The following is a 26,969-nucleotide window of genomic DNA, read 5'->3' as shown; positions in this document are numbered from 1 at the left end:
AGTTTCTCTCCTTTATATCCTTTTCACCGTTTATCAAGCGAGAGCAATCCTATATTAAGATTCACTTATTTCAATCGTAGCTTGTTCGAATTCAGCTTCAACGGTTACTCCATCGGGTCCTTCAATCGTTATTGGGACATCATGCTCCCCAACGTCCAGACCTTCCACATTTATTGATGCTTGGAAATCATCAGCTTTTAGCTTTGCAATGTCTGCTTGATTTCCAGTAACTGTGATGTCTAACTCTGCATTGGATGGATCGATAAAGGATACTTCTTGTCCATCTCCCAGAGATTCTACATTAATTGGTAAAGCTTTAATGGTTTTCGTTTGTTCTATTTCTACATCCACTTTAATATTCTCTACTCCAGGTGCGCTTGCTCCCTCTGGTAAGGCTAACTTCGCCTCGATTGTACCTGATTGTTCAATCTTCGACAAATCGATGTCTTCCGTTGTAATCTCGTCAATATTTTGGAGCAAGCTATTGCTTGCAAACACTTCCACTTCCTCTACATTAGCAGAAATCGATGATAATGCATAGCCCTCCGGCAACTTCCCACTCGTCTTTAAACTTAGTGGTACTTTCTTGCTCGGATTATCTATATCCGCAGAAATGATAACATTCCCTGGTTCAACATTCACGTTTAATTCACTACCTTGATTATCATAAACATTAACAGGTACTTCCCGATTATTAATTGGCTTATCCAAATTAGATAAATCGACATATGCTTTTACAATACCAATCTTATCAATTACGCTTTTGGCACTGGTAATCGTTACGGTTTTAGGATTAACTTCGTAATCACCTAGCTCATAACCTTCAGCAATTTGACTTTCATTTAAGAAGTCAACCATGACATTGAATTCTTTCGTTGCTTTCTCTTCAATGGTTACATCAATCCGCTTTGGTTCAATATAAACATCTAATTCGCTAGAAATATCATGTTGTAATTCCACGGTATGTTCTCCAGCTTTTAATCCTTGTAAATCAACATATACGTTGAAATTCCTATTTTTAATTGTAGGAGTGAGGAAGCCAGCAGACCCTTCCATGGAAACAGATACGTATTCAGGAACACCACTAACCACATATTTTTCGTTATCAATTTTAATATTTACTGGCACATCATCTAAAGTCTGTAATTCTTGAGAGCTGTCCCCCGATGGAAACGTTAAGCCATCATTATTTGGTCTATTTTGTACTTCTACAGACACAAAGACATAAAACAACACCGCAAAGGCCAAGGAAACGACACGGACAAACCATTTACTTCTAAACCAATTATCCATTTTTGTTTCCCCTCCTCTTTTTTGACTTTTTACTAGGGGCTTTTAAGCTTAATGACAAATTCTCTCGTAATAATGTACGAAGACCTTCTTGGTCAAGCTCTCTATGTAGCTCACCATTTTTTGTACATGAAATATTACCTGTTTCCTCCGATACAACTATAGTTAAAGCGTCAGTAACTTCACTAATTCCCATTGCAGCACGGTGTCTAGTACCAAGTTCTTTGGAAATAAAAGGACTTTCCGATAATGGTAGATAACATGCTGCGGCAGTGATAATATCTCCTTTTAAGATCACCGCACCATCATGTAATGGTGTGTTTGGAGTGAATATATTTGTAAGAAGCTGATGTGTCAGCTTGCCATCAATTGGGATACCTGTCTCCGCATAATCGCCAATGCCTGTCTCGCGTTCAATCGAGATGAGAGCACCAATCCGTCGTTTTGCCATATAATTACAAGACTGAATAATCGCTTCAATATTTTGTTCAATTATTTCTTCTTCTGAGCGTGAGCTTCGTCCAAATATATTACCCCTACCCAGTTGTTCTAGCGCTCTTCTCAGTTCAGGCTGGAACAGAATAATGATGACAATAAGTCCCCATTCAATTATCTGATTGGTAAAATATTGAACGGTTTGTAAATTTAAAACAATACTAATAAGCCATACAGCCAATACTACAGCAATTCCTTTTAAAAGCTGGATTGCCTTCGTTCCTCTGATTAGCATGATTAATTTATATATAACATACCAGACGAGAGCAATATCTACGCCTATCCTTAGGAGCTGTATCAGGTCGAATCCCCCATCAAGCATGATTACACATCCTTCTACGAAAAATTTCTAAACACTAGTTTCATTGTGACCATAACGTTATTATTATAACATAATTTTACCAGTAACATGTATGATATCACTCTAAAGTAAGCAAGTAATCAACTACTTTGACGGTATAAGAAAAAGCCTGAAATCGGAATGCCGATATTCAGACTAATCTATTGTAGCCTCATAATGCAAAAACACTTTGAAACAGTTGTTTAATTGAGTACCATATCCATTCAAAAACTTGATCAACGTGCTTTAATTCTCCGTTTACCTCTCCAACTGAAGCCATCAGTCCTTCACCTTCAATTGGTTCTTCTATCAGCTTACCGTTGATGAGTGTCACATTTCCATCAATGGTACCATTTATAATGAGATTTCCATTTTTTACTAGTAAGTCTCCATCTACGGTCACATCCTGCGGCACAATAACTGTATCCCCATTAATGACCAAGTCCTCCTGTTTGGAAACAACTAGCTCACTATCCTGATTCCAAACGGAAAGCATTCCACTTAGCATAAATACGAAAAAGATGGCTGCTGCTGTAAGCATTGGATGAGCCTTAAACCACCTTGTATATTTTATTCGTTTCTTTTCTGTAGGAAGCTTTTCCATAACAGTAGCTGTGAAATTCGCTGGTGCTTTTATTTGTTCTGCACTTTGAATAAACGTAATGGTTCGTTTTAACTCATGAAAATGCCTTTGGCATGCATCGCAGCTCTCTAAATGCTGACTAAGTGTTTGCTCTTGCTCTTTGGTAATATCACCGTCTAAATATTTATGCATTAATTCTACAGCTTCATTATTACATTTCAAGTGAGTCACACTCCTTTACACGTGACGAAGCTTTTTCCGTAAAGCTTCCCTTCCTCGGTGGATTCGGGTTTTTACCGTTCCTAAAGGGATGTCTAGGATTTCACTTATCTCCTGAAGGGAAAATTCTTCAATATACCGAAGCATAATGATACTTCGATATTTCGGAGGAAGCTGTATGATCTCCTGTTGAATATAGCGTTGTAGCTCTAACCCTTCCACCTCTTCCTCTGGCAGACGGCCGTTATCAGCCAATTGAGAGTACATATTTAATCCTTCTGTCCCCTTTACTTCTGCATCAAGGTAATGATCCGGCTTCCGTTTTCGAATACGGTCAATCGTTAGGTTTGTAGCAATACGATATAACCATGTTGAAAACTTCCTGCGGTCATCAAACGAATGGATATTTACATATGCACGAATAAAAGCTTCCTGCGCTATATCTTCCGCCTCGTGTGCATTACCAAGCATTCGATAGCAATGCTGATAAATCTTGTTTTGAAAGAATGAGACCACATCCTCAAAAGCTGATTGATCTCCTTTTTTCACTTGTTTTATTCTCTCTCTTATCATTTCATCCATATTGGTACCTCCGCCAACTATGCGGTATTCATGTTACGAATAACTCCTCGAAAAGGTTTCAAAAAATAACAGAAAAATTATCTATGTTTATGATTGCAAAAATTTGGCTACTCTCCTATTATAGTATACTAGATAGGAGGATAGTTTTGTGAGTAATTATGTTTTATTGGAAAAAATCGAAAAATGTCGAGAAGAAATGATATCTCTGAGTAACTCACATGCATTAACTTCCGAAGCTGTCATCTCTTCTAGTATGAAGCTAGACCAGCTCATTAATGAATATCTTCATAACAGTAAATAATATGTATGTATTCACAAAACATCACGTTACAACACAATAAAAATAGAGAAATTAGGGTAAAAAAAGACATCAAATTTCCAGTTTGAAATTTAATGTCTTTTTTATTGATCGAAAATTTCACCACTGCTATTCATTTTATTATTTCAATTTTTCTCCAAAAAGTGATCCCATTAATCCGACAGCAACAGTAGCAGTTTTATTTTTTTCATCCAAAATTGGATTGACTTCGACAAACTCTGCAGACGTCAGTAGTTTTGATTCTTCAAGCATTTCCATTGCCAGATGACTTTCTCTATAAGTAATACCACCTATAACTGGTGTTCCTACTCCTGGAGCTTCTGATGGATCAAGCCCGTCAAGGTCCAAGCTTAAATGCACTCCATCCGTACGTTCTTTCAAATAAGAAATCGTTTCTTCCATAACCTTTGGCATTCCCATTCGATCTAGTTCATGCATCGTATAGACCTTGATCCCCCTGTCGCGAATCAACTCTCTTTCGCCAGGATCGAGTGAGCGTGCACCAATAATCACAATATTCTCTGGTTTAATCTTTGGCGCAAACCCTAAAATATTTGTTAGCTTTTCATGACCAATTCCTAAACTAACAGCTAGCGGCATACCATGGATATTACCTGATGGTGAAGTTTCTCCAGAGTTTAAATCACCATGTGCATCATACCATATCACACCAAGATTTTCATAATGCTTGGATATCCCGGCTAAACTACCAATTGCAATACTATGATCTCCGCCGAATATTAAAGGAAAATGTCTCTTTTCTATTTCTTTATCTACCATTTCTGCTAGCTTTTGATTTGCCTCAACCACTTGAGCTAAATTTTTTAAATTACTACTATTATCCGTCGTAGGTTTATCCGGACGATTAATCGGGATATCACCGAGATCATGGATTTGATAATCTAATTCTTCTAATTTTTCAATAGCGCCTGCGTAGCGCATAGCACTAGGCCCCATATCCACTCCACGGCGGCTTTGACCTAAATCCATTGGTACACCAATAATTGATATTTTGTTCTTCATGTAAGCGCCCCCTTTACTCTATTGTAGACAGAAAAAACAAGATGACTCAACTCGACATTAGATTGTATATATATGCATACTCAAATATAACGTCATATTTCCTACACCCTTATCTAGTACTGGATCCTTCAGCAGCATGGACACCCTTGCTTTTGGCTATGTACTTATCACTACTAGGTCGTACTGAGAGACTTTCACCCCATTGGAGCCCACCACGCCATAATGGGCAAACCTAAAAAAACGGAGCAAAATTCGCTCAGTCCTTATCACTAAATGCTCAGATTTACGCTCCCTCTAGTAGCTATTATTCCATAATAGCTACTGCTTGACCACCACTCCGGCTGCCCACTTCCCTTTCCGTGGGGTTTGTCCTTCCGCTAACTTTTTTAGCAAAACCCGCTCAAAAAAGTGGATCTTCAGGTCAAACATTTCCCACAGGAGTTGAAGTGGCCGGCCTTCGCTATTATCAGGCTCTACAACGCTAGCATGAAGTAACACAGCTGCTTTTATACTCACGGATAGCGATTTTCACTTTACCCATTGTAAAAAAAAGTCAACCTATTACTTATGACAAGAATTGTTGCACCTTCTCATAGCGGAGACTAATTACGTAGACTCCTGCGGGATTAGCGCGAGCCGAAAATCCACTTTGCAACGTGTTCTTCTTTGCAAAGTTAGTTGAGGCCGTGCCCACGGAAAGCGAAGTAATTAGTCGGAGCATTGCCAATATACATCAAACATTTCAAAATAACTACTTCGCTTAAAAAAAATACAGCCAATGGCTGTATTTGACTTATATTTAAAGCATTAGTCGCTATAGATCATACTATTTAAGATTTTGACATAATATGATATCCAGATCACATCCATTCTCCAAAAATCTACGTAGAATAACTGCATGATGCCCAACCTAACCTTCTATTGGGATAACCGAGACGTTTTCACCAACTTCAAATGGTTTACTAAGCGGTATATGTCCGATAATAACTTGATCATTCACAGCTACGGAATAGTGATAATCCCTTCCTTGAAACTGTTTTGTTTTAATAGTACCGGTAAGCTCCCCGTGCTCTTTTCTTGATAATGTAATTTGCTCTGGTCGCAATGGATAGATACTCTTTTCCTTTAATTTATTGGAGATGCCCCAATCCTTCCACTTCACATTGCTATGCTTAAGGGTAAAGGAATCTCCTTCCCAACTACCCTCGAACAAATTAGCTTTTCCCACAAATTTTGCAACAAACGGCGTCTCTGGATGATAATAAATCTCTTCAGGCGTACCAATTTGTTCTATCTCTCCATTATTCATCACAACAATTCGATCTGCCATTGCCAGAGCTTCTCCTTGATCATGCGTAACATACACTATAGATGCCTTGGTTAATTGGTGGAGGTTTTGAATTTCCCGTCGCATCTCCATACGTAACTCTGCATCAAGATTACTTAGAGGTTCATCCATTAGCAATAATTTCGGCTTCGGAGCAATCGCTCTAGCAAGTGAAACACGCTGTTTCTGACCACCTGATAATTCACCAGGCATTCGGTCAGAAAAGTTTGTTAAGTTAACAATCTCCAACACCTCCTGAATTCGCTGATTGGCATCTTGCTTTATTGCTTTATCAGCAAAACGGTGATGCTGTAAGGGAAATTGAATATGCTCCTTTACATTCATATGCGGCCATAAGGCAAATGATTGGAATACCATACTTACGTTTCTTTGCTCTGGAGGAGTAGCTGTTTTCGCATTTGCTACCTCTATACCATCCAATAAAATACTTCCATCGGTAGGTGACTCAAACCCTGCCAATAAGCGTAATAGTGTTGTTTTCCCACATCCAGATGGACCGAGAATCGCAAGAAATTCCCCTTCTTGAATGGATAGATTAATACGATGAAGTGCTTGATAACTTCCAAATTTTTTGGTTACGTTTTGTACAGTTGTACTCATTTACTTTTATCCACCTTTCTGCTCCAAAAACGCTGTACAGCAAATAGCACTAAATATCCAAGCACAATTAAAGCTACAATAATACTAGAGAAGGCCGTAGCATATAAAGAATAGCCCGATTGCTGAAAGCTTAATATAGACACACCAATCGTCTCAGATGTCGAAGCGTATAGTAGAGAAGAAACAGTAAGCTCTGATAAAGCACTAAGAAACACTAACAATGCTCCACCTAAAATCCCTGGTGTAATTAAAGGAATCAAGATTTTCTTCCACTTACCTATACCATTTGTTCCACTAACTCGTGCCGCCTCTTCAATCTGAATATCTATTTGCTGAAATGCTGTCACACCACTCCTTATCTGTAAAATTAAAAATCTCGTAATATAGGCAATATATAAGATGATGGCAGATCCATAGATACCTGGGTTCCAACCTTTAATTGGTTCCATCCATGCAAATATCATCGCTAACGCTAAAACCATCCCAGGTAATGCATAAGGAACTGTAATTGCCGTTTCCATCACTTTTATCGTGGTGTTCGTTTTACGAATACGCAAATAAGCAAATATGGTTCCTGCGATTATTCCTATAACAGCAGTCACACTAGCTAGTTTCATACTAGTAAAAATAGCATCTATCGTAGAATTACTCGTTAGAATGTATTGATAATTTTTCAGCGAGAAATTTTCTGGAAGGAAATCAAGACCATATGCACGTAAAAACGAAAGCATTGCCATTGAAATTAATGGAAAAATACTTGTAACAGCAAAGAACAGCCACATCATACTTTCAACAACAATTCGCTTTTTCCCCAAAGTATAACGAGGCGTATAATCTAATTTGGTTGTTTCTACTTGTTTCGATTTCCTTAATAACAGCCATTGGACGAATAGACCAGTCACCGCCACGCCCCCTAGTATCATTGATAATACCGCAGCATGATTAAATGCGGATGTACCAAAGCCAATCACTTGTTGATAAATATATGTGGATAATACAGGGATATCAGCAGGTGTACCTAAGAAAGCAGGTATTCCAAAATTGTCTAAACTTCCTAAAAATGCAATAAATGAACCACCTACAATGCCAGGAAGTGCCATAGGCAGAATGATCTTTTTAAACGTATTCCATCGCGTTGATCCAGATATTTGGGCAGCCAGCTCCATTTCTCGAGGTATTTTTCGAAATACATGGATAGAAAATAAATAAACGAGTGGAAAATGACTAATCCCCATGACAAAGATAATTCCAGACATACTATACAAATCCCAGGAAAGGCTCGGTAATGATAAGAAAGCCACCATACGCTCCATTAATCCACCAGGGCCAAAAAATTGAACCCATGCCAACGAGGTGATATAGGAAGGAATAACAAAAGGTAAAAAAACAAACAATTGTACCAGGCGTTTCATACGAATATCTGTATATGCTACAATCCAAGCAAAAAACGTACCCAGTATAAAAGCAATGATGGTAGATCCAGTTACAATTATCAACGTATTTTTTAACACTTGCCATGTTCGCTGATCCTGCAAAATCTCTTGATAATACTGTAATGAAAATCCTTCTTCCGTTGTAAAGCTCATCATCACCAATCGAATGATAGGAACGATAAAAAATATAGCTACCAGTATAATGCCAACTGTTTTCAATGATATGTTAAATAACCTAGAAGGAAATGCGCCTCTGCGCATCCCTTCTATTTTAGTTAAAGTATTCCAATCCTTATTATTCAATACAATCACCTACAATTAGTAATCCTTATTTGGAGAACAGTTCATCAAATTTCTCTTTATCTGATGCACGGCTTTCATATAACTCCTCTATCGGAGCTTGTAATACCTTAATTTCATCAAGCGATTTTAAACCCTTTGGTGGTTCAACTCCTTCACGAATCGGAGTATATCCAATCTTTGCTTGCATTTTTTGCCCTTTTTCAGACAAGATAAAATCAACAAAAGCCTTCGCTACTTCCTCTTGATCGGTATCTGCCATGATGCCAACTGGTTCTGTAATGACAGGTACACCCTCTTCTGGATAAACTAATTGAACTGGAGAACCGTCATTTGCCGCACGAGCAGCTAAATAGTCTACGACCATCCCATATGATTTTTGACCGGATGATACGTTTTCCATTACTGCTCCATTTCCTTCCGTAATCATTGGACTATTCTTTTGTACAGCTTCATAAAAATCCCAGCCAAATGCTTGATTACGGGTCAATACGCTCAAATTATATGCTGCTGCACCAGAGTACAATGGACTTGGCATGACTATTTGGTCGCTTGCATCTTCTGATGTTAACGCCTGCCATGAGGTTGGTGCTGCGGAAACCTTATCTGTATTTACAATCAGACCAGTAGCCATTATTTTTGTACCCGTGTACATACCGTCCGGATCAACAAAATCGTTCGGAATGGATTCAGCTTCTGGAGACATATAATTCATTAGCATATTTTCTTTCTTTAAACCTTCAAAGGTTACAGCATCTGCTACTAGTAAAACATCAGCTTGTACTTCTCCAGCTTGATTTTCTGCGTTAATTTTACTGATTACTTCTTCTGTTCCTGAGCGGAATATGTTTACCTTAACATCTGGATATTCTTGATTAAATGCATCCACCAGCTTCTCCGCATCTACATCAGGCTGGGAAGTGTAAAACTCTATTTCACCACTCATATCACTAGCTGCACTCGCATTCGAATCCTTATCTTTATCAGATTCATTCGAATTAGTTCCACTTTCACCGCAAGCCGCAAGAAATATTAAAAGCAATGATAATGTCATAAAAAGAACCATTCTTTTCATTTATTTTTCCTCCTGTAAATTTGTATATTGATAAAACCAGCGTGTTAATTGATCAATTCTTCTCTTTCGTGTGTGCACTAATTCAATAGGCGAGATAGTAACATATCCTTCTCGTAGCAAATGATAATCTGTTCCTTCATTTAGCTCTAATTCATGATAGTGATCCTTCAGCCAGTAATAAATGTGACCGTGGGGATCATTTAATCCAGCAAAGTTATAGCGTGATACCGATAAATCCATCGGAACCACCCGAACACCTTTACAGAGCTCTTTTGACGTGTAAGGTAAGTTCACATTAAGCATTAAATTTTTGGGGATTTTATTCTGTACAATCACCTCCACAACTTGATAAAGTAATTGTTTCACGATATCAAATTTTATTTTTCGGCTATCAAATGTTTCTAAAGACACAGAAACAGAAGGAACCTGATAGAGCATTGCTTCTTGCGCAGCAGCAATTGTTCCAGAATAGTACAAATCACGACCAACATTCGGTCCGATATTAATTCCAGAAAAAACAATATCCGGTTTTTCTGGAAGTAAGACCTCCATACCAAGCTTGACACAATCTGCCGGTGAACCGTTGACAGCAAAGGCTTCTGCATGTGAGGCAAAATCAACTTTTTTTAACTTCAATGGTTGTCTTAACGTTATTTTATGGCTATAGGCACTTTTTTCTGTTTCAGGGCAAACGACGGTTACTTCACCAAAATGGGAAAGCAAATCTGCCAACGCCTGCACACCAGGTGCAAAAATGCCATCATCATTTGTAATTAATATTTTCAAATAGATACCTTCCTCTCGATCCACTTATGGTTATAAAGAAATTGAATATGCTTTTTTAAAAAAGTTAATTCACGTGACGTGTCCATACCTTCTAGTACAATTGGAACATCCATAGTAGATAGAACTTCTAATATGTGCTGAAGCTCTACCTCTCCTTCACCTAAAGGAACATGATATTGTTCTTTACTAGAATCACTAAGGTGAATACTATTTACAAACCTTAATTGCTCCAAATATTGAATCGAGCTTTCATGCAAAGGAACATGTGCAATATCCAAAGTAACCGGAAGCTCTGTACCCACTTTATCTTGAAACACATTCATATGTTTTGGTTGGGTTAAAATCTCTTTAGCAATAGGTTCCATTAACTCTTGCGACAGTGTTACCTGCTTATCGGCAGCGTACGCTAATAATTCCTGCGTATTTTCAATTAAGCGATCCTGATGATATTCCCAAAGATAATCTTTCACCGTAAATCTGCCCGGATGAAACGTCATGTGTAACACTTGTAATTGTGACGCTAAATCAATTGATTTTTTTAGTTCTTTCACTGATTGCTCCTGTATCCCCTTATTAATGGAACAAATATTGAGATCCCAGCTGGACGCATGTAATGTTAAAGCAATACCCTCTTCTTTAGCATAATCACGCAATACCTTAGCATTAGCATCATGATGGTAGATATGTTCAGCCCACATTTCTACACCTGAAAAACAAAACTTCTTAGCAAGTGTTATTACTTCTTTCGGGTGGTAATCCCAACATAAAGAGGAAGATATAAAAAATTTCATAATTGATCAACTCGTTTCATCCAATGTTGTTTGGATTGTTCATCCAACTGCACACTTCCTATTGCAACAGAATTCCTTGCTTCCGTTCCGTGATAATCAGAACCACCGGAAACGAGCAGCTCATGTTTTTTGGCATACGCTAACCAATGATGGATATCTTCCTCGCTATGTTTAGAATGGTATACCTCTATCCCATCTATCCCATACGATATTAAATTATCTATCGGAACTGGAGAGGAATACGTTCCGGGGTGTGCTAAATAAGCCTCCCCACCACAGTCATGAATTAACGCAATTGCGTCTTTTGCAGAAAAAGCAGCACGCTCCACAAATGCTGGCTTACCTTTAATTAATAATTCCTCATAAGCTTCTCTTGCCGTTGTAAAATATTTTTCTTTTGCAAGTGCTTCCGCTATATGTGTACGTACGATAATCTCTCCAGGGACATGCTGCGTTACACCTTCAAACGTAATCAGATAACCAAGCTGATTTAACAGCGTATTTATCTTTTTGGTCCATATAGTACGCTCCTGTTTGCGCCATAATGTATACTCAAACATTTTCCTATGGTGAGGATCAAAAAAATACCCAAGGATGTGTAGCTCTCCGTCTTCCCCATCTGTATTGAGCTCTATCCCTGGAATTAACGTAATATGATTCGCTTCCGCATGGCGTAAAGCTGCATCATAAGCACCAATAGCGTCATGATCCGTAAAAGAAAGAATTTGTATACCTGTTGCTGCTGCTTTGTTTATTATTTCTGCTGGATTATAACCTCCATCGGAAAATGTCGAATGAATGTGTAATTCTGTTTTAGTCATCAAGATCCTCCTTTCCAACACACTTATTTCGATGTCTAACTTTATTGTAGTAGCCAAATGTAAAGGAAGATTAAAGCCATAATTAAATAAAAGCTGTTTTTTTGTAAATGAAAGTTAATCATCTATTTTTACCCCAATATATGGAAAGTTATTAGAAATGCTGATGTTTTAAGCTCTAACAGGGAGAGGGATGGTCATAGTCAGCTTAAATTGTAAAGGGGAAGTAAATTATTTACGTTATATTAATACCATCTAGTTCATGTAGGAGCTATATTTAAAATTATTGTAAATTTGAGTTGTCTGTGTAACAAAAGGAAACAGAGGCTACTAGCCGTTAATAAATGGAGCGTACTTATTAACTAAAGCTTAAATTGTAGGAGCTTTTTTCTAATCATAAGAGGAGTTTTTAAATAGGAAGTCTACAAACAAGGGGTAAGCGCCCTTTAACAGCAGCAAAACATAAAAAAAACGGAGCAAAATTCGCTCAGTCCTTATCACTAAATGCTCAGATTTACGCTTCCTCTAGTAGCTATTATGGAATAATAGCTACTGCTTGACCACCACTCCGGCTACCCACTTCCCTTTCCGTGGGGTTTGTCCTTCAGCTAACTTTTTTAGCAAAACCCGCTCAAAAAAGTGGATCTTCAGGTCAAACATTTCCCACAGGAGTTGAAGTGGCCGGCCTTCGCTATTATCAGGCTCTACAACGCTAGCATGAAGTAACACAGCTGCTTTTATACTCACGGATAACGATTTTCACTTTACCCATTGTAAAAAAAGTCAACCTATTACTTATGACAAAATTGTTGCACCTTCGCATAGCGGAGACTAATTACGTAGACTCCTGCGGGATTAGCGCGAGCCGAAAATCCACTTTGCAACGTGTTCTTCTTTGCAAAGTTAGTTGAGGCCGTGCCCACGGAAAGCGAAGTAATTAGTCGGAGCATTGCCAATATACATCAAACATTTCAAAATAACTACTTGGCTTAACGCAGTCATTGCACCGATTTTATACTTTCTTAACTTAGAACAAAAGCGGAAGCTCCCGATAGAAATGTAGCAACTGGAGCGCATCAACGGAGATAAAGGAATCAAGGAGTGCTTGCGAGTCGATGATGACTTATCGTAGGAATTCGTGAAGTCGCCTCGTTTCTGGGCGCGACTCAAAGCGCCCATATTTATCAACATGTAATTTTCTAAACTATAAAAAAACTCTCCTTCAGATAAAGGGGAGTCTCACTTTGTTCTGTATATCCGCATCCCCGGCAAATAAGCCAGAGACTGCTTGCATTTTAAGCTAAAGATACTACCTTATGGTAACATCCATATATTCATCATGATTCAGCTATTTTTGCACCAAATGGACTTGGGTTTAGTGACAGTGGTTTTATTCCTGCTTTTTCCCACATCTCCATTAGTTGCTGCGCTTGTTCTTGTGAGGGCATAAAAGCAATTCCACAATCGCCACCCCCTGCGCCGGAAGGTTTACCAGCACCTCCACAAGCTTCTGCCAAGTCACATAGTTTAGAAAGAAGAGGTGTTTCAATAGCTATTTTTGCATGTTGTCCAACCGTTGCCAACGCGTGTCGATTTTGCTTAACACCATCGAACAGGGATTCTACATTATTCTGCTTCATTCCGGTTAAAATCTTCGAAACCGCCTTTTCACTTTCCGAGAGAAAATGGTTAAATTGTGTCAAATTATCCGATTTCAATTGTAAAATCTTATCGACAAGTTTCGGTGTGGATGCAGGGCTACCTGTCCAACCAATACACATATAGACATTTTTCGGCAATTGAACCGGCTCTAACGAAAAATATATCCAGTCACATTGCAAAAGTTCAGTTAGAGATTTAGCATCTTTATGAGCTTTTCTTAACCATTCTGCTTGAAAAGAGGAATATTCAAGAAAACCTCCATATGAAGATGCCGCTACATCAGCACCCGATCCATTTCCTTGTGTAATAACATGTGAGATCGATGCAAGTTTGAATATTAGTTGAGCAGTAGGGTCAAATGGGAGGAATTGTTTTAAAATAGCAGCAATAACTGAGGTTACTACAGCAGCACTAGAGCCTAGCCCATATTTTACACCAGATTCATCATCTAGCTCACTATTGATAGTTAGTTGAAAAGGTGCTGGTGAAATTTGTTTTTCATTCAAATAAGTGATGGCAATTGTCATAGCTTCTTCTACAAAACGGGTTCGCGGATCATCAGAGGCAATGACAGCTTTCCCATCGCTATATTTCCATGATAGATTCGTTAATTGAAAATCCATTAAACTAATCTTGTTAGTATCCTTTAGCTGGATTGTCGTAAATACATAACGATCAACAGCCATTACAACCAAATGGTTATTTGGTTGTAATACGGCAAACTCTCCAGCCATCATTAATTTTCCTGGTACTTTTATAGTCATTGATGTTTGTGACAAATCGTTCAACCCCTACAAATAGGTTACTCCTTGACCCGGTTTACTTAATCGTATATCTGATACACCAGGTAAATTTATAAGTGTCTGTTCGACATTTTTTTCATGCTCAGGTAAATAGAGAACTTTAACATTTGGTCCTGCATCAATTGTAAAATAAGCTGGAATACCTTGAGCACGCATTTCTTGAATTGTTTGCATGACGGCTAGTGTAGTATCATGCCAGTAAGTAAATGGCGGATTAGCACCTAAAGTTGTTGCATGCATTTTCAAGCAATTCGCTTCAGCAATTTCCCCGACTTTTTGAAAATCACGATCTTGAATGCCATGTTTAATCTGTGTTAAATCATTTGGGATACTATCAATCCACCCTTGGAAAAATGGCGACGTCTCTACCGTCCGCTTCATACCTGTACGACTTGACACCTTTTTCTTGGTAGATGATAACACTACCGCGGCGACTCGGATATCCCAATGGTCAGCTGGTGCGATCGGTACAGCATATGAATCTGAACCGTCTTCTTTCGTTCCCATTTCCCATTCCGCAAAGCCTCCATATATAGAACGACAAGCAGATCCAGAGCCCTGACGTGTTAATTGAGAAAGCTCTTGATTGGTTAAATTCAATCCAATTGCTTTCGTACCAGCAGCAGCCAATGCAGCAAAACCAGATGCTGATGAAGCAAAGCCTGCCGCAGTCGGAACATCGTTTACCGATTCAACATCTGCATAAATGTGCTTCCCTGCCATTTTTCTTATCAGTTCAAGAAATGCTGTAACACGATTATACTGATCACCTGCTATCAGTTGGTTATCTAATTTAAATCGATCTTCAGAAAGAGAATCATCAAACGCTACGGTTGTTGTTGTATAAAAGCCGTCTAAGGTAAGTGATAGGCTATTATTTGTTGGTAGTATAATGGATTCATTTCGCTTTCCCCAGTATTTAATTAAGGCAATATTTGTATGTGCCTTAGCAGTTGCTTTCATGCATGAGTCTCCTTCTATGCTATTATTTGTCCTTATTTCCTTTTAGAACAAATGGCCAAACAGCATGAGCGCCAAATTTTCTTAATTTATCAGCGAGCTGTCTGGAGTGTACCTCATTTTGGGCAAGAGCAATAATGCAACCTCCATTACCGCCACCTGTTAGTTTCGCACCTAATGCTCCTTCTTTTCGGGCAAAATTAATTAAGCGATTTAAGCCAGCATCACTTACTCCTAACGCCTCTAGTTCTTTTTGGGCTTCATTTAACATATGTCCCAAAATATGTTTACCCTTTTTTTCCAACGCTTGCTTTGCATGATGTGTTAATTTACCAATGCGCTCCAATTTACGATGAATTTTCTTTGGAGCCATCTTTACTAGATGAGCAACGGATTCAACAGCCAAACGAGTATCGCCGATCCGTCCGGAATCCGCGACTACAAAATGAAAATCATCACTTAGTTCTATAAAGTCAATAGGATGCTCTTTTTCATACCAAACAGGGGATTGGGATGTAATTGTCAACGTGTCAATACCACTTGGAGCACCGTGTGCAAAGGTTTCTGCTATATTAGCCAATCGTAATAAATCCTCATCCGTATAGTCCTCATTAAAATAAGCAAATAATGAACGGACTACCGAAATAGCCACTGAAGCACTTGACCCAAGTCCTTTTCCAGGTGGAATAGAGGATTTAATGCGAATTAACAAGTCCTGACAAGGCATATTTAAATACTCTAAGGTTCCTTGAATACATTGCACAATACCATGTAATGATTCTGGTGCCAACGTAAGTGGACCATGGTAGAAAGTAGTATCAATTTTCACTGTACCTGGTACTTGTTCCACAACGGACTCTACACCTACTAATGGAAACGGAATAGCAATAGCAGGTTGTCCGTGTACAACTGCATGCTCTCCGATTAAAATTAGTTTACTATGAGCTATTCCAATAGCTGTTTTTTCTGTTGTTGTTGCCTTTTCTGCACTCATTTTGTATATTCTTCCACCAATTCTTTAGCTTTTCCGACACGGATTTCCTTCATTTCTACTAATTTCTCAGATACGATATCGATCAACTCCCCAGTAGCTCCTGCTGCAATAGCAACAGAACGAGAATGTAAAGCCATATGGCCTTTTTGTATACCATCTGTAACTAATGCTTTTAGCGCACCTAGATTCTGTGCCAAACCAACGGCTACTATTACCTGTGCTAGTTCTTGGGCAGATTCAACATTTAAGATATTATGGGCAATTTTTGCAATAGGATGAACACGAATAGATCCTCCTACCGTTCCTACTGACATTGGCAATTCTAAGTCACCGACAAGGTTTCCAGACTTATCAACCGACCACGTTGTCATTGAACCATATTGGCCATTTCGAGACGCATAAGCATGAGCGCCAGCTTCGACAGCCCGCCAATCATTTCCGGTTGCAATTACAATTGGATCGATACCGTTCATAATTCCTTTATTATGCGTTACTGCTCGGTAGGGATCAGAAGCAGCAAACTCATAGGCGCTTACTATACCATCTCTTACTACCTCACCAGAAAAATCACCAGTTCTTAAAAGCTCAGGAGGAATAACACACTTTGCGCGTGCTAAGCATTTATCCGCAAAATTAGACAAAATACGCAAATAAACTTTGCCCTGTGTTAATTCTTCAACCATCGGAGCTAACGATTCAACCATGGTATTTATAATATTCGCTCCCATTGCATCACATGTATTAATATATAAATGCAATATAAGCATTTGCTGATAAGCTGAGTTGGATTCTTCATTTAGTATGCGTACTTCAAGGTCTTCTGCACCACCGCCTCTTGCCACAATACTTGGGTAAGCAGCATTAGCATTTTCAATTAGTACATCTTTCTTTGCTACCAATTTATCTTTAGCTTGTTGCAAATCTGGGCATCCAACAACCTGAATTTGTCCGATCATGACTCTCTCTGTTGCTTCAGTTGTAAAACCTCCTGCTTCTCTCACTACTTTCCCAATATGGCTAGCAGAAGCAACAACAGAAGGTTCTTCAATCGCCATTGGTACTACATATTCTTTCCCATTAATTAAGAAATTCAATCCTAATCCTAACGGAAGGGGAAAAGTACCAATAACGTTTTCAATCATCTTATCAGCTGTATCAGGGGATAACGCTTCCTTCTCAGCTAAGGTATTTATATCTTGATCTGTCAACCCATGCATGTCTCTCAGCAAATCTCTGCGTTCTTCCACCGACTTCTTATAAAAACCAGGAATTCTGGAGGTCTCCATTGCCTATCATCCTTTTAATTGTTGTATATAGAAATTCGTACGGAATAAATTATTATCAGGCATTATCTATAGTAAAATTATATCACGATTGTACCATTTTTCATTAGAAAATGTTGTCTCTCTTTAAGGACTTTCACTCAAGAAAACATGATATCATAATACCATGCTATGTATAAAAAAATAACTGTTACTATTATGTAAAAAATCACTCTAAAATGCAAATAAACAAGGCTGCTACATTCCATAACGACCTTGTTTATCCCACCTTTTATATGACGTTTCTATACTATTAATATAAATGAGCCATGGAGGATTCGAACCTCCGACCCTCTGATTAAAAGTCAGATGCTCTACCGACTGAGCTAATGGCTCGTGTTGAAAATAATAATTTATACGTTAAGCTTTAGCTTGACAAAAAATGGTGCTCGCCGTGTTGAATGACAACTCGCTGATGCCACACTCCTCGCAGGCCTGCATCTAGTAGTTAATTCGCTGATGCTTGCGGCCAGCTAATGGCTCGTGTTGAAAAATTCATTCATCAAAAAAATAGGGCTCTTCTTAAAAAAAGACCCATAAATAAAAAAATGGCTGGGCTACCAGGATTCGAACCTGGGGTACACGGGATCAAAACCCGATGCCTTACCGCTTGGCTATAGCCCAACAATAAAAATGGTGGAGGGGGGCAGATTCGAACTGCCGAACCCTGAGGGAGCGGATTTACAGTCCGCCGCGTTTAGCCACTTCGCTACCCCTCCATATTGTTAACTATATATTATAATTTATTCATGGTTTGTAAAAAATGGTGCCGGCCAGAGGACTTGAACCCCCAACCTACTGATTACAAGTCAGTTGCTCTACCAGTTGAGCTAGGCCGGCTTTATGGTGGAGGATGCAGGGCTCGAACCTGCGACCCCTTGCTTGTAAGGCAAGTGCTCTCCCAGCTGAGCTAATCCTCCAAAACCACTCGTATATTAAAATAATATTGGTGACCCGTACGGGATTCGAACCCGTGTTACCGCCGTGAAAGGGCGGTGTCTTAACCACTTGACCAACGGGCCAAACATTTATTTGGCCATATGTTACAACGAATTTTGTTAAACTCTGTCGTAAACCAACGAATTTTATTATACCCAGATATGAATGGTTTGTAAAGGGGGAATTTAATTTTTTTTATTTTTTCGTTTCAACCCCTACAAGATCAAAGGTTTGATGCGATTTATTACGAAGTGTCCTATGATACAATAGATAAGACTTTCTTTCAATTTATGGGATAGGTTATAATGTACAAAAGAATTATTATGGAGGTACTTTGATGACGAATTTATTAGAAGGAAAAAACATTGTTATCATGGGTGTTGCAAGTGAACGAAGCATCGCATGGGGAATAACATCATCCTTACATAAAGCAGGAGCAAATCTAATATTTACATATAGACAAGATCGTTCTTACAAGAAATTGACAAAGCTTCTTGATAAGCATGATATTACAGCTAAGTTGATTGTATCCTGTGATGTAGCTAATGACGAGAGTATTACTGAAGCTTTTTCTACCATAAAAGAAAAGATTGGAACCATTCATGGAGTCGTTCATTCAGTAGCCTTTGCTAACAGAGAGGAATTACAAGGTGAGTATGCAGACACATCACGAGATGGCTTTTTACTAGCTCAGGAAATTAGTGCTTATTCCTTAGTAGCTGTAACAAAAGCCGCAAAGGACCTAATGACAGAGGGTGGAAGTATTGTTACACAAACTTATCTTGGTGCAGAAAGGGTTATTCCAAACTATAATGTTATGGGTGTTGCCAAGGCCTCTCTAGAAGCAAGCGTGCGATATTTAGCTGAAGATATGGGTAAATATGGTGTTCGAGTTAATGCAGTATCTGCCGGACCAATTCGTACACTATCAGCCAAAGGAGTGTCTGGTTTCAACGAAAAATTAGGGATGATCGAAGAAAAAGCTCCTCTTCGAAAAAATGTGGATCAGGATCAAGTTGGAGATGCTACACTATTCTTTATGAGTGAACTTTCCCGAGGTATTACCGGAGAAGTTCTTCATGTTGATTCTGGATACCATATTATTGGCGGTTAGTAGTGGGACGTGCATTCGTGTACGTCCTTTGTTTATGTCAAAAGAAAAATTATTAACAATCACCCTATAGACATGGTCATTTACCTTCTAAACGAACACCGATGGCTAGGCTACTATATCAAACTTATTCCTACCTGTTAGCTTGAATTACTTCTATAGCCACCCTATCACGTTCCATACTTTCGTTAATTCATCATAACGCTATGTCATTTGTATTCTTTCTCGCAAGCTTCTCATAATTTTAGTTGTAAGCAATATAGGCATTTGTCACACTTTCCATAGCTTTTCATAAGATATGATGTGAATAACTTTAAATATATGGAGTTGAGAAAAGCTTATGGTAACTTCTTACATGGATTACACGAAGCCTGACGTGGAATATTTCTCGGATTTAAATACGAATCGATTATTTACAAGGAATTCCGAGAATTATATTAACCGGTTAGGAAGAGATGTATTAAATACATTAAGTAATGTATCGATACTTGATATCTATTTAAGCAAGGGTCATGTTGTTGAGCCACATTATCATCAAAACGCAGCAGAATTGGTGTATTGTATTAGTGGTTCAGCTGTCGTTTCCTTTATGAACCCTTTCAATAACGAAGTTAAAAATATACCAATCACACCAGACCAAGTTGCAAATATACCTCAGGGATGGTGGCATTGGGAAGAAGCGTCAGAGAACAACACACATTTACTAGCCATTTTTGACGCGCCATATCCTGAATATATCTTAGGGTCAGATATCTTGACAAAAACTCCTGTAGACGTTATAGCTCATACGTATTGCTTAGATCCAGAAGCATGGAAAGAGGCCGTTGCACCGATAAAAAACGAAACCATTATTATTGGACCAACGGATGAATGTAGTCGCAAATCAAAAAATAACAACCAAGGTTATACTTCAGTTCATTATCCAAACATGCCGCTACCACACCCTTATAACCCGATGCAATATGTATACAGCCATCCCCACCCTGGCTATTATCCTGGCTACAATTGTTAAGGAAACTTCCAACTCTATTCAAAAAATAACAAAGAAAGCCTTACCATTAGACAAGTACTATGAATTCTTCTTCCTCTTAATTTAATTATAGTAGATTTTCTTAAACATAAATATTTTAAAAAGGTATTAATGGAAAAATTAGTACGAACTGAGGATTGTTTTTAAGTTAATAGTAATTTTAATTATACTATGTGAATTGGTATATTTTGGCTTAGATATCGGGAGCTCATAAGCATCATATTGGTTTCCAATTTCCATATTAACTTTTTGAACATAAATATGTAGCTAGTAATGTGCATAAAAGGAAAACTGGGTTCGATCATAAGCACCTTGACAGACTAACAGAGGCGCCCAACCCTATATAAAGTGAAACTTCAATCAGTGAGGGTTTTACTGTCAGTTATATGCGGGATAAAATTTCTATGGTGGAGGTTTAAAGCAATTAAGCAAAAAATAAAACTGCTAGAGAAATACTTGAAGGTTTTGATCTTTATTTTGAATAAGCAAAAGTTAAAGATCCTCCCTCACAGTGAGGTGAACCCCAAAGGTTAATCTTTTTTATCTAGTAACCTTTGGGGATTCAACACCCTTAGCGGATTTTTTATTTCGTATAATACCTTACATAGGTTGGATTTGCAGTAATATACAATCCGCTCTTAATTTGATACATATAACCTCCATCTACTGGGAACTTGTCCCTAATGACAGTAAAGACTTCCCCTTGATTTACTATAACTGCCTTATCATTCCAATTTGCCGTATTATAAGTCCATAATGAATCAACAACTACTTCAATATATCCTTGCCCATCATTTACATCTTTAAGGGTAAGACCTAATGCACTTGCTAAACCTTCTGCATGACCACGAGCAATTTTATTTAGGAAAGCATCCGACTTCAATGCTGCTGCATCTGCAGCATTGTCAATAAAACCATTCTCCGTAAGCACAGCTGGCATAGCAGATTCTCTTACCATGTGGAAGTTTGCTTCCTTCTTTCCACGATCCCTAAACTCTGTTTCATTCACAATGGCATTATGCACAATAGCACGTAATCGATTCGTTTCAGCCTTGCCTGAATAGCTACCATTGTAAGTGTAGGATTCGAATCCAGTACCTCCACCTGCATTAATATGAACAGAAACGAGATAATCTGCCCCCCAGCTATTAGCCATATTCGTACGTTGTGATAAGGATAATGTTTGATCCGTTGTCCGCGAAAGCATAACCGAATGTCCTTCATAATCACTGTTTAAAATATCACGTAGCTTTAAAGCAATGGCCAACGTAACATCCTTCTCCTGTAATCCATTTCCAGTTGCTCCTGGATCACTACCACCATGTCCTGCATCAATAAAAATTTTTGTCATAAAAAATTCCTCCTTCATTATTTTTATATTAAAAAAGCGACTTGCCCGTTTGGACTAGCCGCTTGACTATCTTGTCAGATTAGATTGCTGTAATACTTTCCTTTGTTCATTACCTTTTGACGTAATATAGTTATTTTTAAACCAAGCCCATGTACTTGCTGTAGCAGTAAATATAATAGAGATTGCTTCGCCCCACGTCTCCATTGTTCCAGGTATAGGGTTTAGATTAGCAATTATCAAAAATTGATTAAGCAACGCCAATGCCAATACTAGCGTACGAATGATCGTGCCTTTGTCCACGTTTGTCTGCCCCCGTTAATACAATTTTTCTAGCCATGAAAAAGCCGCTATAACCACACCTAACCAGGCTGGCCATAAGCGACGTAAACTCCATTTACTTTCTTCTTCCAATAAAATATTTTGTTGAATTGCCTTGATTTCCTTATCACGTACTTCAAACATCATGTAAATCTCATTTCTAGGAAGATAACTTTGATTCCAAATATCCAGTTTCTCATTCATGGCAGTAATCGTTTTATTAAGTTGCTTTAACTCTGTTTCTACTATCGCCAACCTTTCACTATTCTCCATTTCCCTTACCTTTGGCTGTACTATTATTATCCCCCCTATTTCTACACAAATTAGAATGCAACGATAATGTTTAATTAAGCAATTAAATTGTGAAATTAGCATTTAAAAAGCTAGAATATGCAAATTCATTTTTTTATGAAATAAAAACAACACTTAATAAGTTTTATTCTCTGTATTGCTATCTTGTTGTTCTTGGATTTCCATTTTCTTGTATTCTTCCAATTCAGCAATTAAATAAACTTTTTCTCTTTGCAATTGTGCTATTATTTTTGCTGATTCAATTGCTTGAATTTCAGATAGACGATCTCCGTTTATTTTTTTCATTACATTCCCAACCTCCCTTTCATTTGATTCATTTGCTCAAACAATTCCTGTATAGCTTTTACTATTAATCCCTGAATTGAATAACTACTAACCCCATTACCTCTAATAACTTCTTTCGGTGTCTCTCTTTCTGTTATAAATCCATATTCTGTTTCTCCGTTTTTAAGATATTGATAAATAACTGCTTGATTAAATAATTCCAACGCACTACCTTTGTATTTATGGATTTTGGTTTTAAACATTTCACTTGATGAATTTATAAAGTCACTTGCTCGAATAGGTTTATAATCAGCAGTTGATGTGCTAGAAGATACAACTACTTCTCCTCCAGAATCCGGAACCCTTAAATAAACATTACTTGAGGTATTTGCTCTAATAGAGTTAACATATAAATCTACCGTTCGAAAAGGGCGATTGGAAACTACTTCTGACGTATTTACATATCCCAAGTACAAGTTGTTACCTAAAGCGTTTATCGAAATACTCCCATTTTGATAATCATTTAAAATAAATTTACTTTGATCCCAACTGCTGTAAATTGTCTTAGTAAACAATCTATTTGCATATAAACTCTCACTTGCAATTACATCACCAATAAATTCAGACCGTTTTACATTAATTCTAAAGCCATCAAGAGGAACTTCATCACCACTTAGGTTTATTTTATAAATTTCCAACGCATCGTTTAATGTGTTAAATTCTAAATGACCTGTTTTTCGAAAAGGTTGTTGTTCGTTAGCTTGCCATGCTGCTGTTTGTAACCGTAATCCAACCATTCCATCTTGTTCAATATTTGGATTATCTACAATTAATTGAGAGGTTTCAACCTTCCCTGAGAATGTTCCAGTCGCACCTGATAATATTCCCTTAAAAGTTCCACTTTCTGCATGTATTTCTCCATTAAAATAACCATTCTCAAAATGTGCATTTCCTTCTAAATCCAACCATGAAGTAGCAATATTGTTTGAATTATATTGAACTAATCCTTTCGAACCGTCCCATTCTACACGAGCACCATCACTTGAAGTACGCAACGTCACTGCACTAACGTCTATAATACCCTTAGTTAATCGATCTGCATCACTTGTAATATCATCAACTTGTGTTTTATTATAAGCCCCTATTTCTTTCGCCACAGTAGGTGTCATTTTTTCCCACATACCTAAATTATACACTTTTGGCACATAAGGATTTTGAGAAGTGTCCACCCATACTACATCATGTGCATTAACAGGCGGTTTATCGCTAATTATTTTTTTGGGCTCCGAAAAATTCTTTAATTGCATTAAACTAACTTTTTCACTTATTTTATTTTTTAAGTTTTCCCAATTATACTTAACCTCTCTTTCGGTATATTCAATAAATTCCCCCAGTGTATATTTTTTCTGTGATCTATTACGTATAGGACCTTCTATAGAAATAATTCTGCTTTCAAGAAATAGAGGGGGATTATACTCAGTTGCCTTAATCCTAATATAATCACCTAATTCTACCTTCTCTTCTGCTATATCAAATATTTGTTCAATATCTATTCCCTGAACCTCATATTGAATTACAGAATTAATCCTCTTTTCCAATTCTTTTTCTGCTAATTCTTTTAATCTTTCTTTGGTTATTTCTTGGGAGTTTGGGGGGATATATATACCCCAAATGTGATGTATAACTCCATTAACCTTCCTCCCCCACACCTGTCTGGCTTCATCATCTTCAACAATAACAACTTCTCTAGTACCATCTTCCTTTTCTGGTCCAATACCATAAAGTGCTGTAACTACGTCACGTGTAATTTCGGTCCGTTTTGCGCTAATCAAATCCCTTTTTGACTCAATTTCTCGCCCACGCCACTTACCTCGCTTATTAACCATATCTACATATCGGGACGAAACTCTTCCATTAGCTACTTCAATTCTAAACTGTAACTCTAAATCATATATATCTAAATTAGAAATGTGCAATAATGCATCATACGGAGTTATATACTCATCAAAAACAACATTACACGTTCCTCTATAATCTGTAATTCCTCTTTTCCATCCCGTATCCTTAAGAATATAATCTAAAGATGTATTTACTGTTGCTCCGTTTAAAACCGTTGGTGATATCGGTCTAAAGTTCTTTAACTCAATGTGTGATGCACTGCAATACACTTCTTTTTCCTCAGCTCCAGTTACTTCTTCAATAATAAATTCACGATAAAAACCATTATCAACAGGAACTACTACACGATTTTTTTTATTGAGGAATGAAGTTATTTTACTATTAGGAGGTTCTATAAAGTACAAAGTTTCTTCTCTTTTAAGATTCTCCACATGATTTTCATCATAATAAGTAGTAGAGTCCCCTAAGATTTTATCTGTATTATGGTCTAAGATATGAATTACTGTCATAAAAATTTCTTCCTATAATTACAAATTGATTGAATAGATCCTTTTGGATAAGAAAATAATTCATTATGACCAGTTAATAACCGAAAATAGCTTCCCCCGAAATCCTTAAGGTCTTTTCTACTTTCACCATTTATTAATAGATTTTGTTTATCATGATCAAAGGTAATAACGTCTCCTTGTTTAGCTATAAAAGGGATTTGATTTTCTGATATATTGTTTACTTGATTAACTTGTAGTTGATTTACATACATCGGAATAGCAAAATAATCCTTATAATTAGAAACGTAAACTGCGGCTTGTGTAATAGGTGCTTGATACTGACCATTTAAATCTTCAAATACTCTACTTACTTTATTATGCACATTGCCATTCTTATCTAGTTGATATACTTCCGCTGTGAATAATGTATCTTTTCTTGTTAACCTTAGCCACATCTGAGTATTATTAAAACCTTGAAATTTAAATATTTGTTTGTTTCCTGCAAGATTAAACACAACATGATTATTCCACTTAGAAATAGTTTGATCAACTACACCCATTGATGCAACAATATTATTATTGTCGTCCAGTAAAAATAAAGCATTCTTTCCAAGTTGCCCAGTATAGCTTAGACTTGTTATATAATGTTTAACTTGGAAGTTCTGAATCGATTTTTCAAATGATGTTTTTCTACTTGGTCCATGCCAACCATTTGGATTACTCCCATAATCTTTAACATACCATTGACCATTCCCAATCGCTAATGAACCATCCACAACTCCTCCTAACAAGTCATCATCAAATATATATCCACCAGGAATCTTAGACCATCCTGTAAAACTGTTTAGTTTATTATTATATATTTCTGTATAAGGTTCGGTAGGCTCCATTCCCTCAATATCATAAGGTTTACCAATCATCATATAATCTCCGTTTTGATTTTGAATCATGGCAAATGTTATTGGAGAAAGTACTTCCAACTGGAATATTGGGCTTGTATCAACTGTACCATCATTTACAACTGTTGCTACATTATCAGTAAAGTTGATTTGTTGTTCTGGACCATATTTAAAAGGATCAGAGCATAAGAAGATTAAGTTTCCAATAACACTATTCGTTTCTTCTTCTGGTACCTCATTTGTTTGTAATGTTGCATAAAAAACAGCGTCTTCATCTGTAAAAGCGAGTTCTTTCTTTGAACCGTCTAATAAAGAATTAAGTCGATTATAACGCTGCCTAAATCCTTCTTTCGTTTGATCAGTGAGCTTATATTTAATAGTTATTTCTCTTATATCAAAAGTTGGATTACTATACTCATTTGTTCCATCTAACCCAGGTACATCAATGGTATTAATTCGCTGATTTAAATTTGATCGACCACTTACTGTTAATGTTACAAAACTACCTGTATCATCACTTAACTCCTTATCTAGATTATTACCATTGAATAATGTTTGAAGTGAAGTTACATTTTGAATTGTGTTAGTATCAGTTGGATTAACAAATTTATACAT

Annotated in this window: 26 protein-coding genes and 6 tRNA genes; 3 read left to right on the top strand and 29 right to left on the bottom strand. The window is 37.4% G+C overall.

Features of this window, described 5'->3' with window-relative positions:
- Nucleotides 1-54: 54 nt before the first annotated feature.
- The 4 genes from D9782_RS06305 to sigW form a co-directional block, all read right to left on the bottom strand.
- Nucleotides 55-1,293 (bottom strand): CdaR family protein, encoded by a 1,239-nt coding sequence (locus tag D9782_RS06305; RefSeq protein ID WP_026679758.1) that lies wholly within the window; start codon nucleotides 1,291-1,293, stop codon nucleotides 55-57.
- Complete coding sequence (gene cdaA, locus D9782_RS06300) at nucleotides 1,286-2,107, bottom strand: diadenylate cyclase CdaA (protein WP_026679757.1); 822 nt, start codon at nucleotides 2,105-2,107, stop codon at nucleotides 1,286-1,288. Before cdaA ends, D9782_RS06305 begins: the two co-directional genes overlap by 8 nt.
- A 190-nt stretch (nucleotides 2,108-2,297) precedes the next feature.
- Nucleotides 2,298-2,939 (bottom strand): zf-HC2 domain-containing protein, encoded by a 642-nt coding sequence (locus D9782_RS06295; RefSeq protein WP_345739469.1) that lies wholly within the window; start codon nucleotides 2,937-2,939, stop codon nucleotides 2,298-2,300.
- Between the two features lie 6 nt (nucleotides 2,940-2,945).
- Nucleotides 2,946-3,509 carry an RNA polymerase sigma factor SigW gene (gene sigW, locus D9782_RS06290; protein ID WP_026679755.1) on the bottom strand — a complete coding sequence of 188 codons (564 nt, stop codon included), beginning with the start codon at nucleotides 3,507-3,509 and terminating at the stop codon, nucleotides 2,946-2,948.
- 148 nt (nucleotides 3,510-3,657) lie between these two features.
- Between sigW and D9782_RS06285 the strand changes: the two genes are divergently transcribed.
- Entirely contained in the window at nucleotides 3,658-3,810 is a 153-nt protein-coding gene (locus tag D9782_RS06285; protein ID WP_080668607.1) for an aspartyl-phosphate phosphatase Spo0E family protein, read from the top strand.
- Between the two features lie 138 nt (nucleotides 3,811-3,948).
- Here D9782_RS06285 and rocF read toward each other — a convergent pair whose 3' ends face one another.
- The 19 genes from rocF to D9782_RS06190 form a co-directional block, all read right to left on the bottom strand.
- Nucleotides 3,949-4,851, bottom strand: a complete 903-nt coding sequence (gene rocF / locus D9782_RS06280; protein WP_026679754.1) for an arginase — start codon at nucleotides 4,849-4,851, stop codon at nucleotides 3,949-3,951.
- 318 nt (nucleotides 4,852-5,169) lie between these two features.
- Nucleotides 5,170-5,367 carry a hypothetical protein gene (locus D9782_RS06275; RefSeq protein ID WP_121603754.1) on the bottom strand — a complete coding sequence of 66 codons (198 nt, stop codon included), beginning with the start codon at nucleotides 5,365-5,367 and terminating at the stop codon, nucleotides 5,170-5,172.
- A gap of 394 nt (nucleotides 5,368-5,761) precedes the next feature.
- Nucleotides 5,762-6,799, bottom strand: a complete 1,038-nt coding sequence (locus D9782_RS06270; protein WP_121604332.1) for an ABC transporter ATP-binding protein — start codon at nucleotides 6,797-6,799, stop codon at nucleotides 5,762-5,764.
- A complete protein-coding gene (locus D9782_RS06265) occupies nucleotides 6,796-8,535 on the bottom strand; it encodes an ABC transporter permease (RefSeq protein ID WP_240455814.1) in 1,740 nt (579 codons plus the stop codon). Before D9782_RS06265 ends, D9782_RS06270 begins: the two co-directional genes overlap by 4 nt.
- Before the next feature lie 25 nt (nucleotides 8,536-8,560).
- On the bottom strand, nucleotides 8,561-9,607 hold the full coding sequence (locus D9782_RS06260) for an ABC transporter substrate-binding protein (RefSeq protein WP_026679638.1): 1,047 nt from the start codon (nucleotides 9,605-9,607) through the stop codon (nucleotides 8,561-8,563).
- A complete protein-coding gene (gene surE, locus D9782_RS06255) occupies nucleotides 9,608-10,393 on the bottom strand; it encodes a 5'/3'-nucleotidase SurE (protein ID WP_026679639.1) in 786 nt (261 codons plus the stop codon).
- Nucleotides 10,390-11,184 (bottom strand): sugar phosphate isomerase/epimerase family protein, encoded by a 795-nt coding sequence (locus D9782_RS06250; RefSeq protein ID WP_051388220.1) that lies wholly within the window; start codon nucleotides 11,182-11,184, stop codon nucleotides 10,390-10,392. The genes surE and D9782_RS06250 overlap by 4 nt, the downstream gene beginning before the upstream one ends.
- A complete protein-coding gene (locus D9782_RS06245) occupies nucleotides 11,181-12,005 on the bottom strand; it encodes a PHP domain-containing protein (RefSeq protein WP_121604331.1) in 825 nt (274 codons plus the stop codon). The genes D9782_RS06250 and D9782_RS06245 overlap by 4 nt, the downstream gene beginning before the upstream one ends.
- Before the next feature lie 546 nt (nucleotides 12,006-12,551).
- Entirely contained in the window at nucleotides 12,552-12,749 is a 198-nt protein-coding gene (locus D9782_RS06240; protein WP_121604330.1) for a hypothetical protein, read from the bottom strand.
- 590 nt (nucleotides 12,750-13,339) lie between these two features.
- Nucleotides 13,340-14,443, bottom strand: coding sequence for a phosphomevalonate kinase (locus D9782_RS06235; RefSeq protein ID WP_121604329.1), 1,104 nt, complete (start codon nucleotides 14,441-14,443; stop codon nucleotides 13,340-13,342).
- Nucleotides 14,444-14,455: 12 nt separating this feature from the next.
- Nucleotides 14,456-15,430 (bottom strand): diphosphomevalonate decarboxylase, encoded by a 975-nt coding sequence (gene mvaD / locus D9782_RS06230; protein ID WP_026681907.1) that lies wholly within the window; start codon nucleotides 15,428-15,430, stop codon nucleotides 14,456-14,458.
- 22 nt (nucleotides 15,431-15,452) lie between these two features.
- Nucleotides 15,453-16,421: a mevalonate kinase gene (mvk, locus tag D9782_RS06225; RefSeq protein ID WP_121604328.1), complete on the bottom strand. Its 969-nt coding sequence runs from the start codon at nucleotides 16,419-16,421 to the stop codon at nucleotides 15,453-15,455.
- Nucleotides 16,418-17,707 (bottom strand): hydroxymethylglutaryl-CoA reductase, degradative, encoded by a 1,290-nt coding sequence (locus tag D9782_RS06220; RefSeq protein ID WP_026681905.1) that lies wholly within the window; start codon nucleotides 17,705-17,707, stop codon nucleotides 16,418-16,420. Before D9782_RS06220 ends, mvk begins: the two co-directional genes overlap by 4 nt.
- A gap of 299 nt (nucleotides 17,708-18,006) precedes the next feature.
- Nucleotides 18,007-18,079: transfer RNA gene (locus tag D9782_RS06215), tRNA-Lys, on the bottom strand.
- A gap of 213 nt (nucleotides 18,080-18,292) precedes the next feature.
- A tRNA-Gln gene (locus D9782_RS06210) sits at nucleotides 18,293-18,367 on the bottom strand.
- Between the two features lie 10 nt (nucleotides 18,368-18,377).
- Nucleotides 18,378-18,462: transfer RNA gene (locus tag D9782_RS06205), tRNA-Tyr, on the bottom strand.
- Between the two features lie 45 nt (nucleotides 18,463-18,507).
- Nucleotides 18,508-18,583 (bottom strand) — tRNA-Thr (locus tag D9782_RS06200).
- Between the two features lie 4 nt (nucleotides 18,584-18,587).
- Nucleotides 18,588-18,663, bottom strand: a tRNA-Val gene (locus D9782_RS06195).
- A gap of 27 nt (nucleotides 18,664-18,690) precedes the next feature.
- Nucleotides 18,691-18,765: transfer RNA gene (locus tag D9782_RS06190), tRNA-Glu, on the bottom strand.
- 254 nt (nucleotides 18,766-19,019) lie between these two features.
- On the opposite strand from D9782_RS06190, the gene fabI reads away from it, so the two are divergent.
- Together fabI and D9782_RS06180 are read left to right on the top strand one after the other, a co-directional pair.
- Nucleotides 19,020-19,796: an enoyl-ACP reductase FabI gene (fabI, locus tag D9782_RS06185; RefSeq protein WP_121604327.1), complete on the top strand. Its 777-nt coding sequence runs from the start codon at nucleotides 19,020-19,022 to the stop codon at nucleotides 19,794-19,796.
- A gap of 337 nt (nucleotides 19,797-20,133) precedes the next feature.
- A complete protein-coding gene (locus D9782_RS06180) occupies nucleotides 20,134-20,805 on the top strand; it encodes a cupin domain-containing protein (RefSeq protein WP_121604326.1) in 672 nt (223 codons plus the stop codon).
- A gap of 601 nt (nucleotides 20,806-21,406) precedes the next feature.
- On the opposite strand, the gene D9782_RS06175 is transcribed toward D9782_RS06180, so the two are convergent.
- The 6 genes from D9782_RS06175 to D9782_RS06155 all read right to left on the bottom strand — a co-directional run bounded on the left by D9782_RS06175 (nucleotide 21,407) and on the right by D9782_RS06155 (nucleotide 26,969).
- Nucleotides 21,407-22,174 carry an N-acetylmuramoyl-L-alanine amidase gene (locus tag D9782_RS06175; protein WP_026681902.1) on the bottom strand — a complete coding sequence of 256 codons (768 nt, stop codon included), beginning with the start codon at nucleotides 22,172-22,174 and terminating at the stop codon, nucleotides 21,407-21,409.
- 66 nt (nucleotides 22,175-22,240) lie between these two features.
- A complete protein-coding gene (locus D9782_RS06170) occupies nucleotides 22,241-22,474 on the bottom strand; it encodes a phage holin (RefSeq protein WP_026681901.1) in 234 nt (77 codons plus the stop codon).
- A gap of 15 nt (nucleotides 22,475-22,489) precedes the next feature.
- The gene (locus tag D9782_RS06165; RefSeq protein WP_026681900.1) at nucleotides 22,490-22,765 is read right to left on the bottom strand and encodes a hypothetical protein; all 276 of its coding nucleotides are present in this window, start codon (nucleotides 22,763-22,765) and stop codon (nucleotides 22,490-22,492) included.
- A gap of 153 nt (nucleotides 22,766-22,918) precedes the next feature.
- Entirely contained in the window at nucleotides 22,919-23,089 is a 171-nt protein-coding gene (locus tag D9782_RS22735; protein ID WP_161629278.1) for a hypothetical protein, read from the bottom strand.
- Entirely contained in the window at nucleotides 23,089-25,476 is a 2,388-nt protein-coding gene (locus D9782_RS06160) for a phage tail spike protein (RefSeq protein ID WP_121604325.1), read from the bottom strand. Before D9782_RS06160 ends, D9782_RS22735 begins: the two co-directional genes overlap by 1 nt.
- Nucleotides 25,473-26,969, bottom strand: coding sequence for a distal tail protein Dit (locus D9782_RS06155; protein ID WP_121604324.1), 1,497 nt, complete (start codon nucleotides 26,967-26,969; stop codon nucleotides 25,473-25,475). The genes D9782_RS06160 and D9782_RS06155 overlap by 4 nt, the downstream gene beginning before the upstream one ends.

This window comes from Virgibacillus sp. Bac332 (assembly GCF_003667785.1).
Lineage (GTDB): Bacteria > Bacillota > Bacilli > Bacillales > Amphibacillaceae > Virgibacillus > Virgibacillus salarius.
The sequence above is the reverse complement of the archived record's forward strand: the minus strand, read 5'-3'. Positions and strand labels throughout refer to the sequence as shown.

Coding starts and splice junctions, on each gene's coding strand:
- D9782_RS06305 (WP_026679758.1), bottom strand. CDS start 1,293: ATGGATAATTGGTTTAGAAGTAAATGGTTTGTCCGTGTCGTTTCCTTG.
- cdaA (WP_026679757.1), bottom strand. CDS start 2,107: ATGCTTGATGGGGGATTCGACCTGATACAGCTCCTAAGGATAGGCGTA.
- sigW (WP_026679755.1), bottom strand. CDS start 3,509: ATGGATGAAATGATAAGAGAGAGAATAAAACAAGTGAAAAAAGGAGAT.
- rocF (WP_026679754.1), bottom strand. CDS start 4,851: ATGAAGAACAAAATATCAATTATTGGTGTACCAATGGATTTAGGTCAA.
- D9782_RS06270 (WP_121604332.1), bottom strand. CDS start 6,799: ATGAGTACAACTGTACAAAACGTAACCAAAAAATTTGGAAGTTATCAA.
- D9782_RS06260 (WP_026679638.1), bottom strand. CDS start 9,607: ATGAAAAGAATGGTTCTTTTTATGACATTATCATTGCTTTTAATATTT.
- D9782_RS06250 (WP_051388220.1), bottom strand. CDS start 11,184: ATGAAATTTTTTATATCTTCCTCTTTATGTTGGGATTACCACCCGAAA.
- D9782_RS06245 (WP_121604331.1), bottom strand. CDS start 12,005: ATGACTAAAACAGAATTACACATTCATTCGACATTTTCCGATGGAGGT.
- mvaD (WP_026681907.1), bottom strand. CDS start 15,430: ATGAAAGCAACTGCTAAGGCACATACAAATATTGCCTTAATTAAATAC.
- mvk (WP_121604328.1), bottom strand. CDS start 16,421: ATGAGTGCAGAAAAGGCAACAACAACAGAAAAAACAGCTATTGGAATA.
- D9782_RS06220 (WP_026681905.1), bottom strand. CDS start 17,707: ATGGAGACCTCCAGAATTCCTGGTTTTTATAAGAAGTCGGTGGAAGAA.
- fabI (WP_121604327.1), top strand. CDS start 19,020: ATGACGAATTTATTAGAAGGAAAAAACATTGTTATCATGGGTGTTGCA.
- D9782_RS06180 (WP_121604326.1), top strand. CDS start 20,134: ATGGTAACTTCTTACATGGATTACACGAAGCCTGACGTGGAATATTTC.
- D9782_RS06175 (WP_026681902.1), bottom strand. CDS start 22,174: ATGACAAAAATTTTTATTGATGCAGGACATGGTGGTAGTGATCCAGGA.
- D9782_RS06165 (WP_026681900.1), bottom strand. CDS start 22,765: ATGGAGAATAGTGAAAGGTTGGCGATAGTAGAAACAGAGTTAAAGCAA.
- D9782_RS22735 (WP_161629278.1), bottom strand. CDS start 23,089: ATGAAAAAAATAAACGGAGATCGTCTATCTGAAATTCAAGCAATTGAA.
- D9782_RS06160 (WP_121604325.1), bottom strand. CDS start 25,476: ATGACAGTAATTCATATCTTAGACCATAATACAGATAAAATCTTAGGG.
- D9782_RS06155 (WP_121604324.1), bottom strand. CDS start 26,969: ATGTATAAATTTGTTAATCCAACTGATACTAACACAATTCAAAATGTA.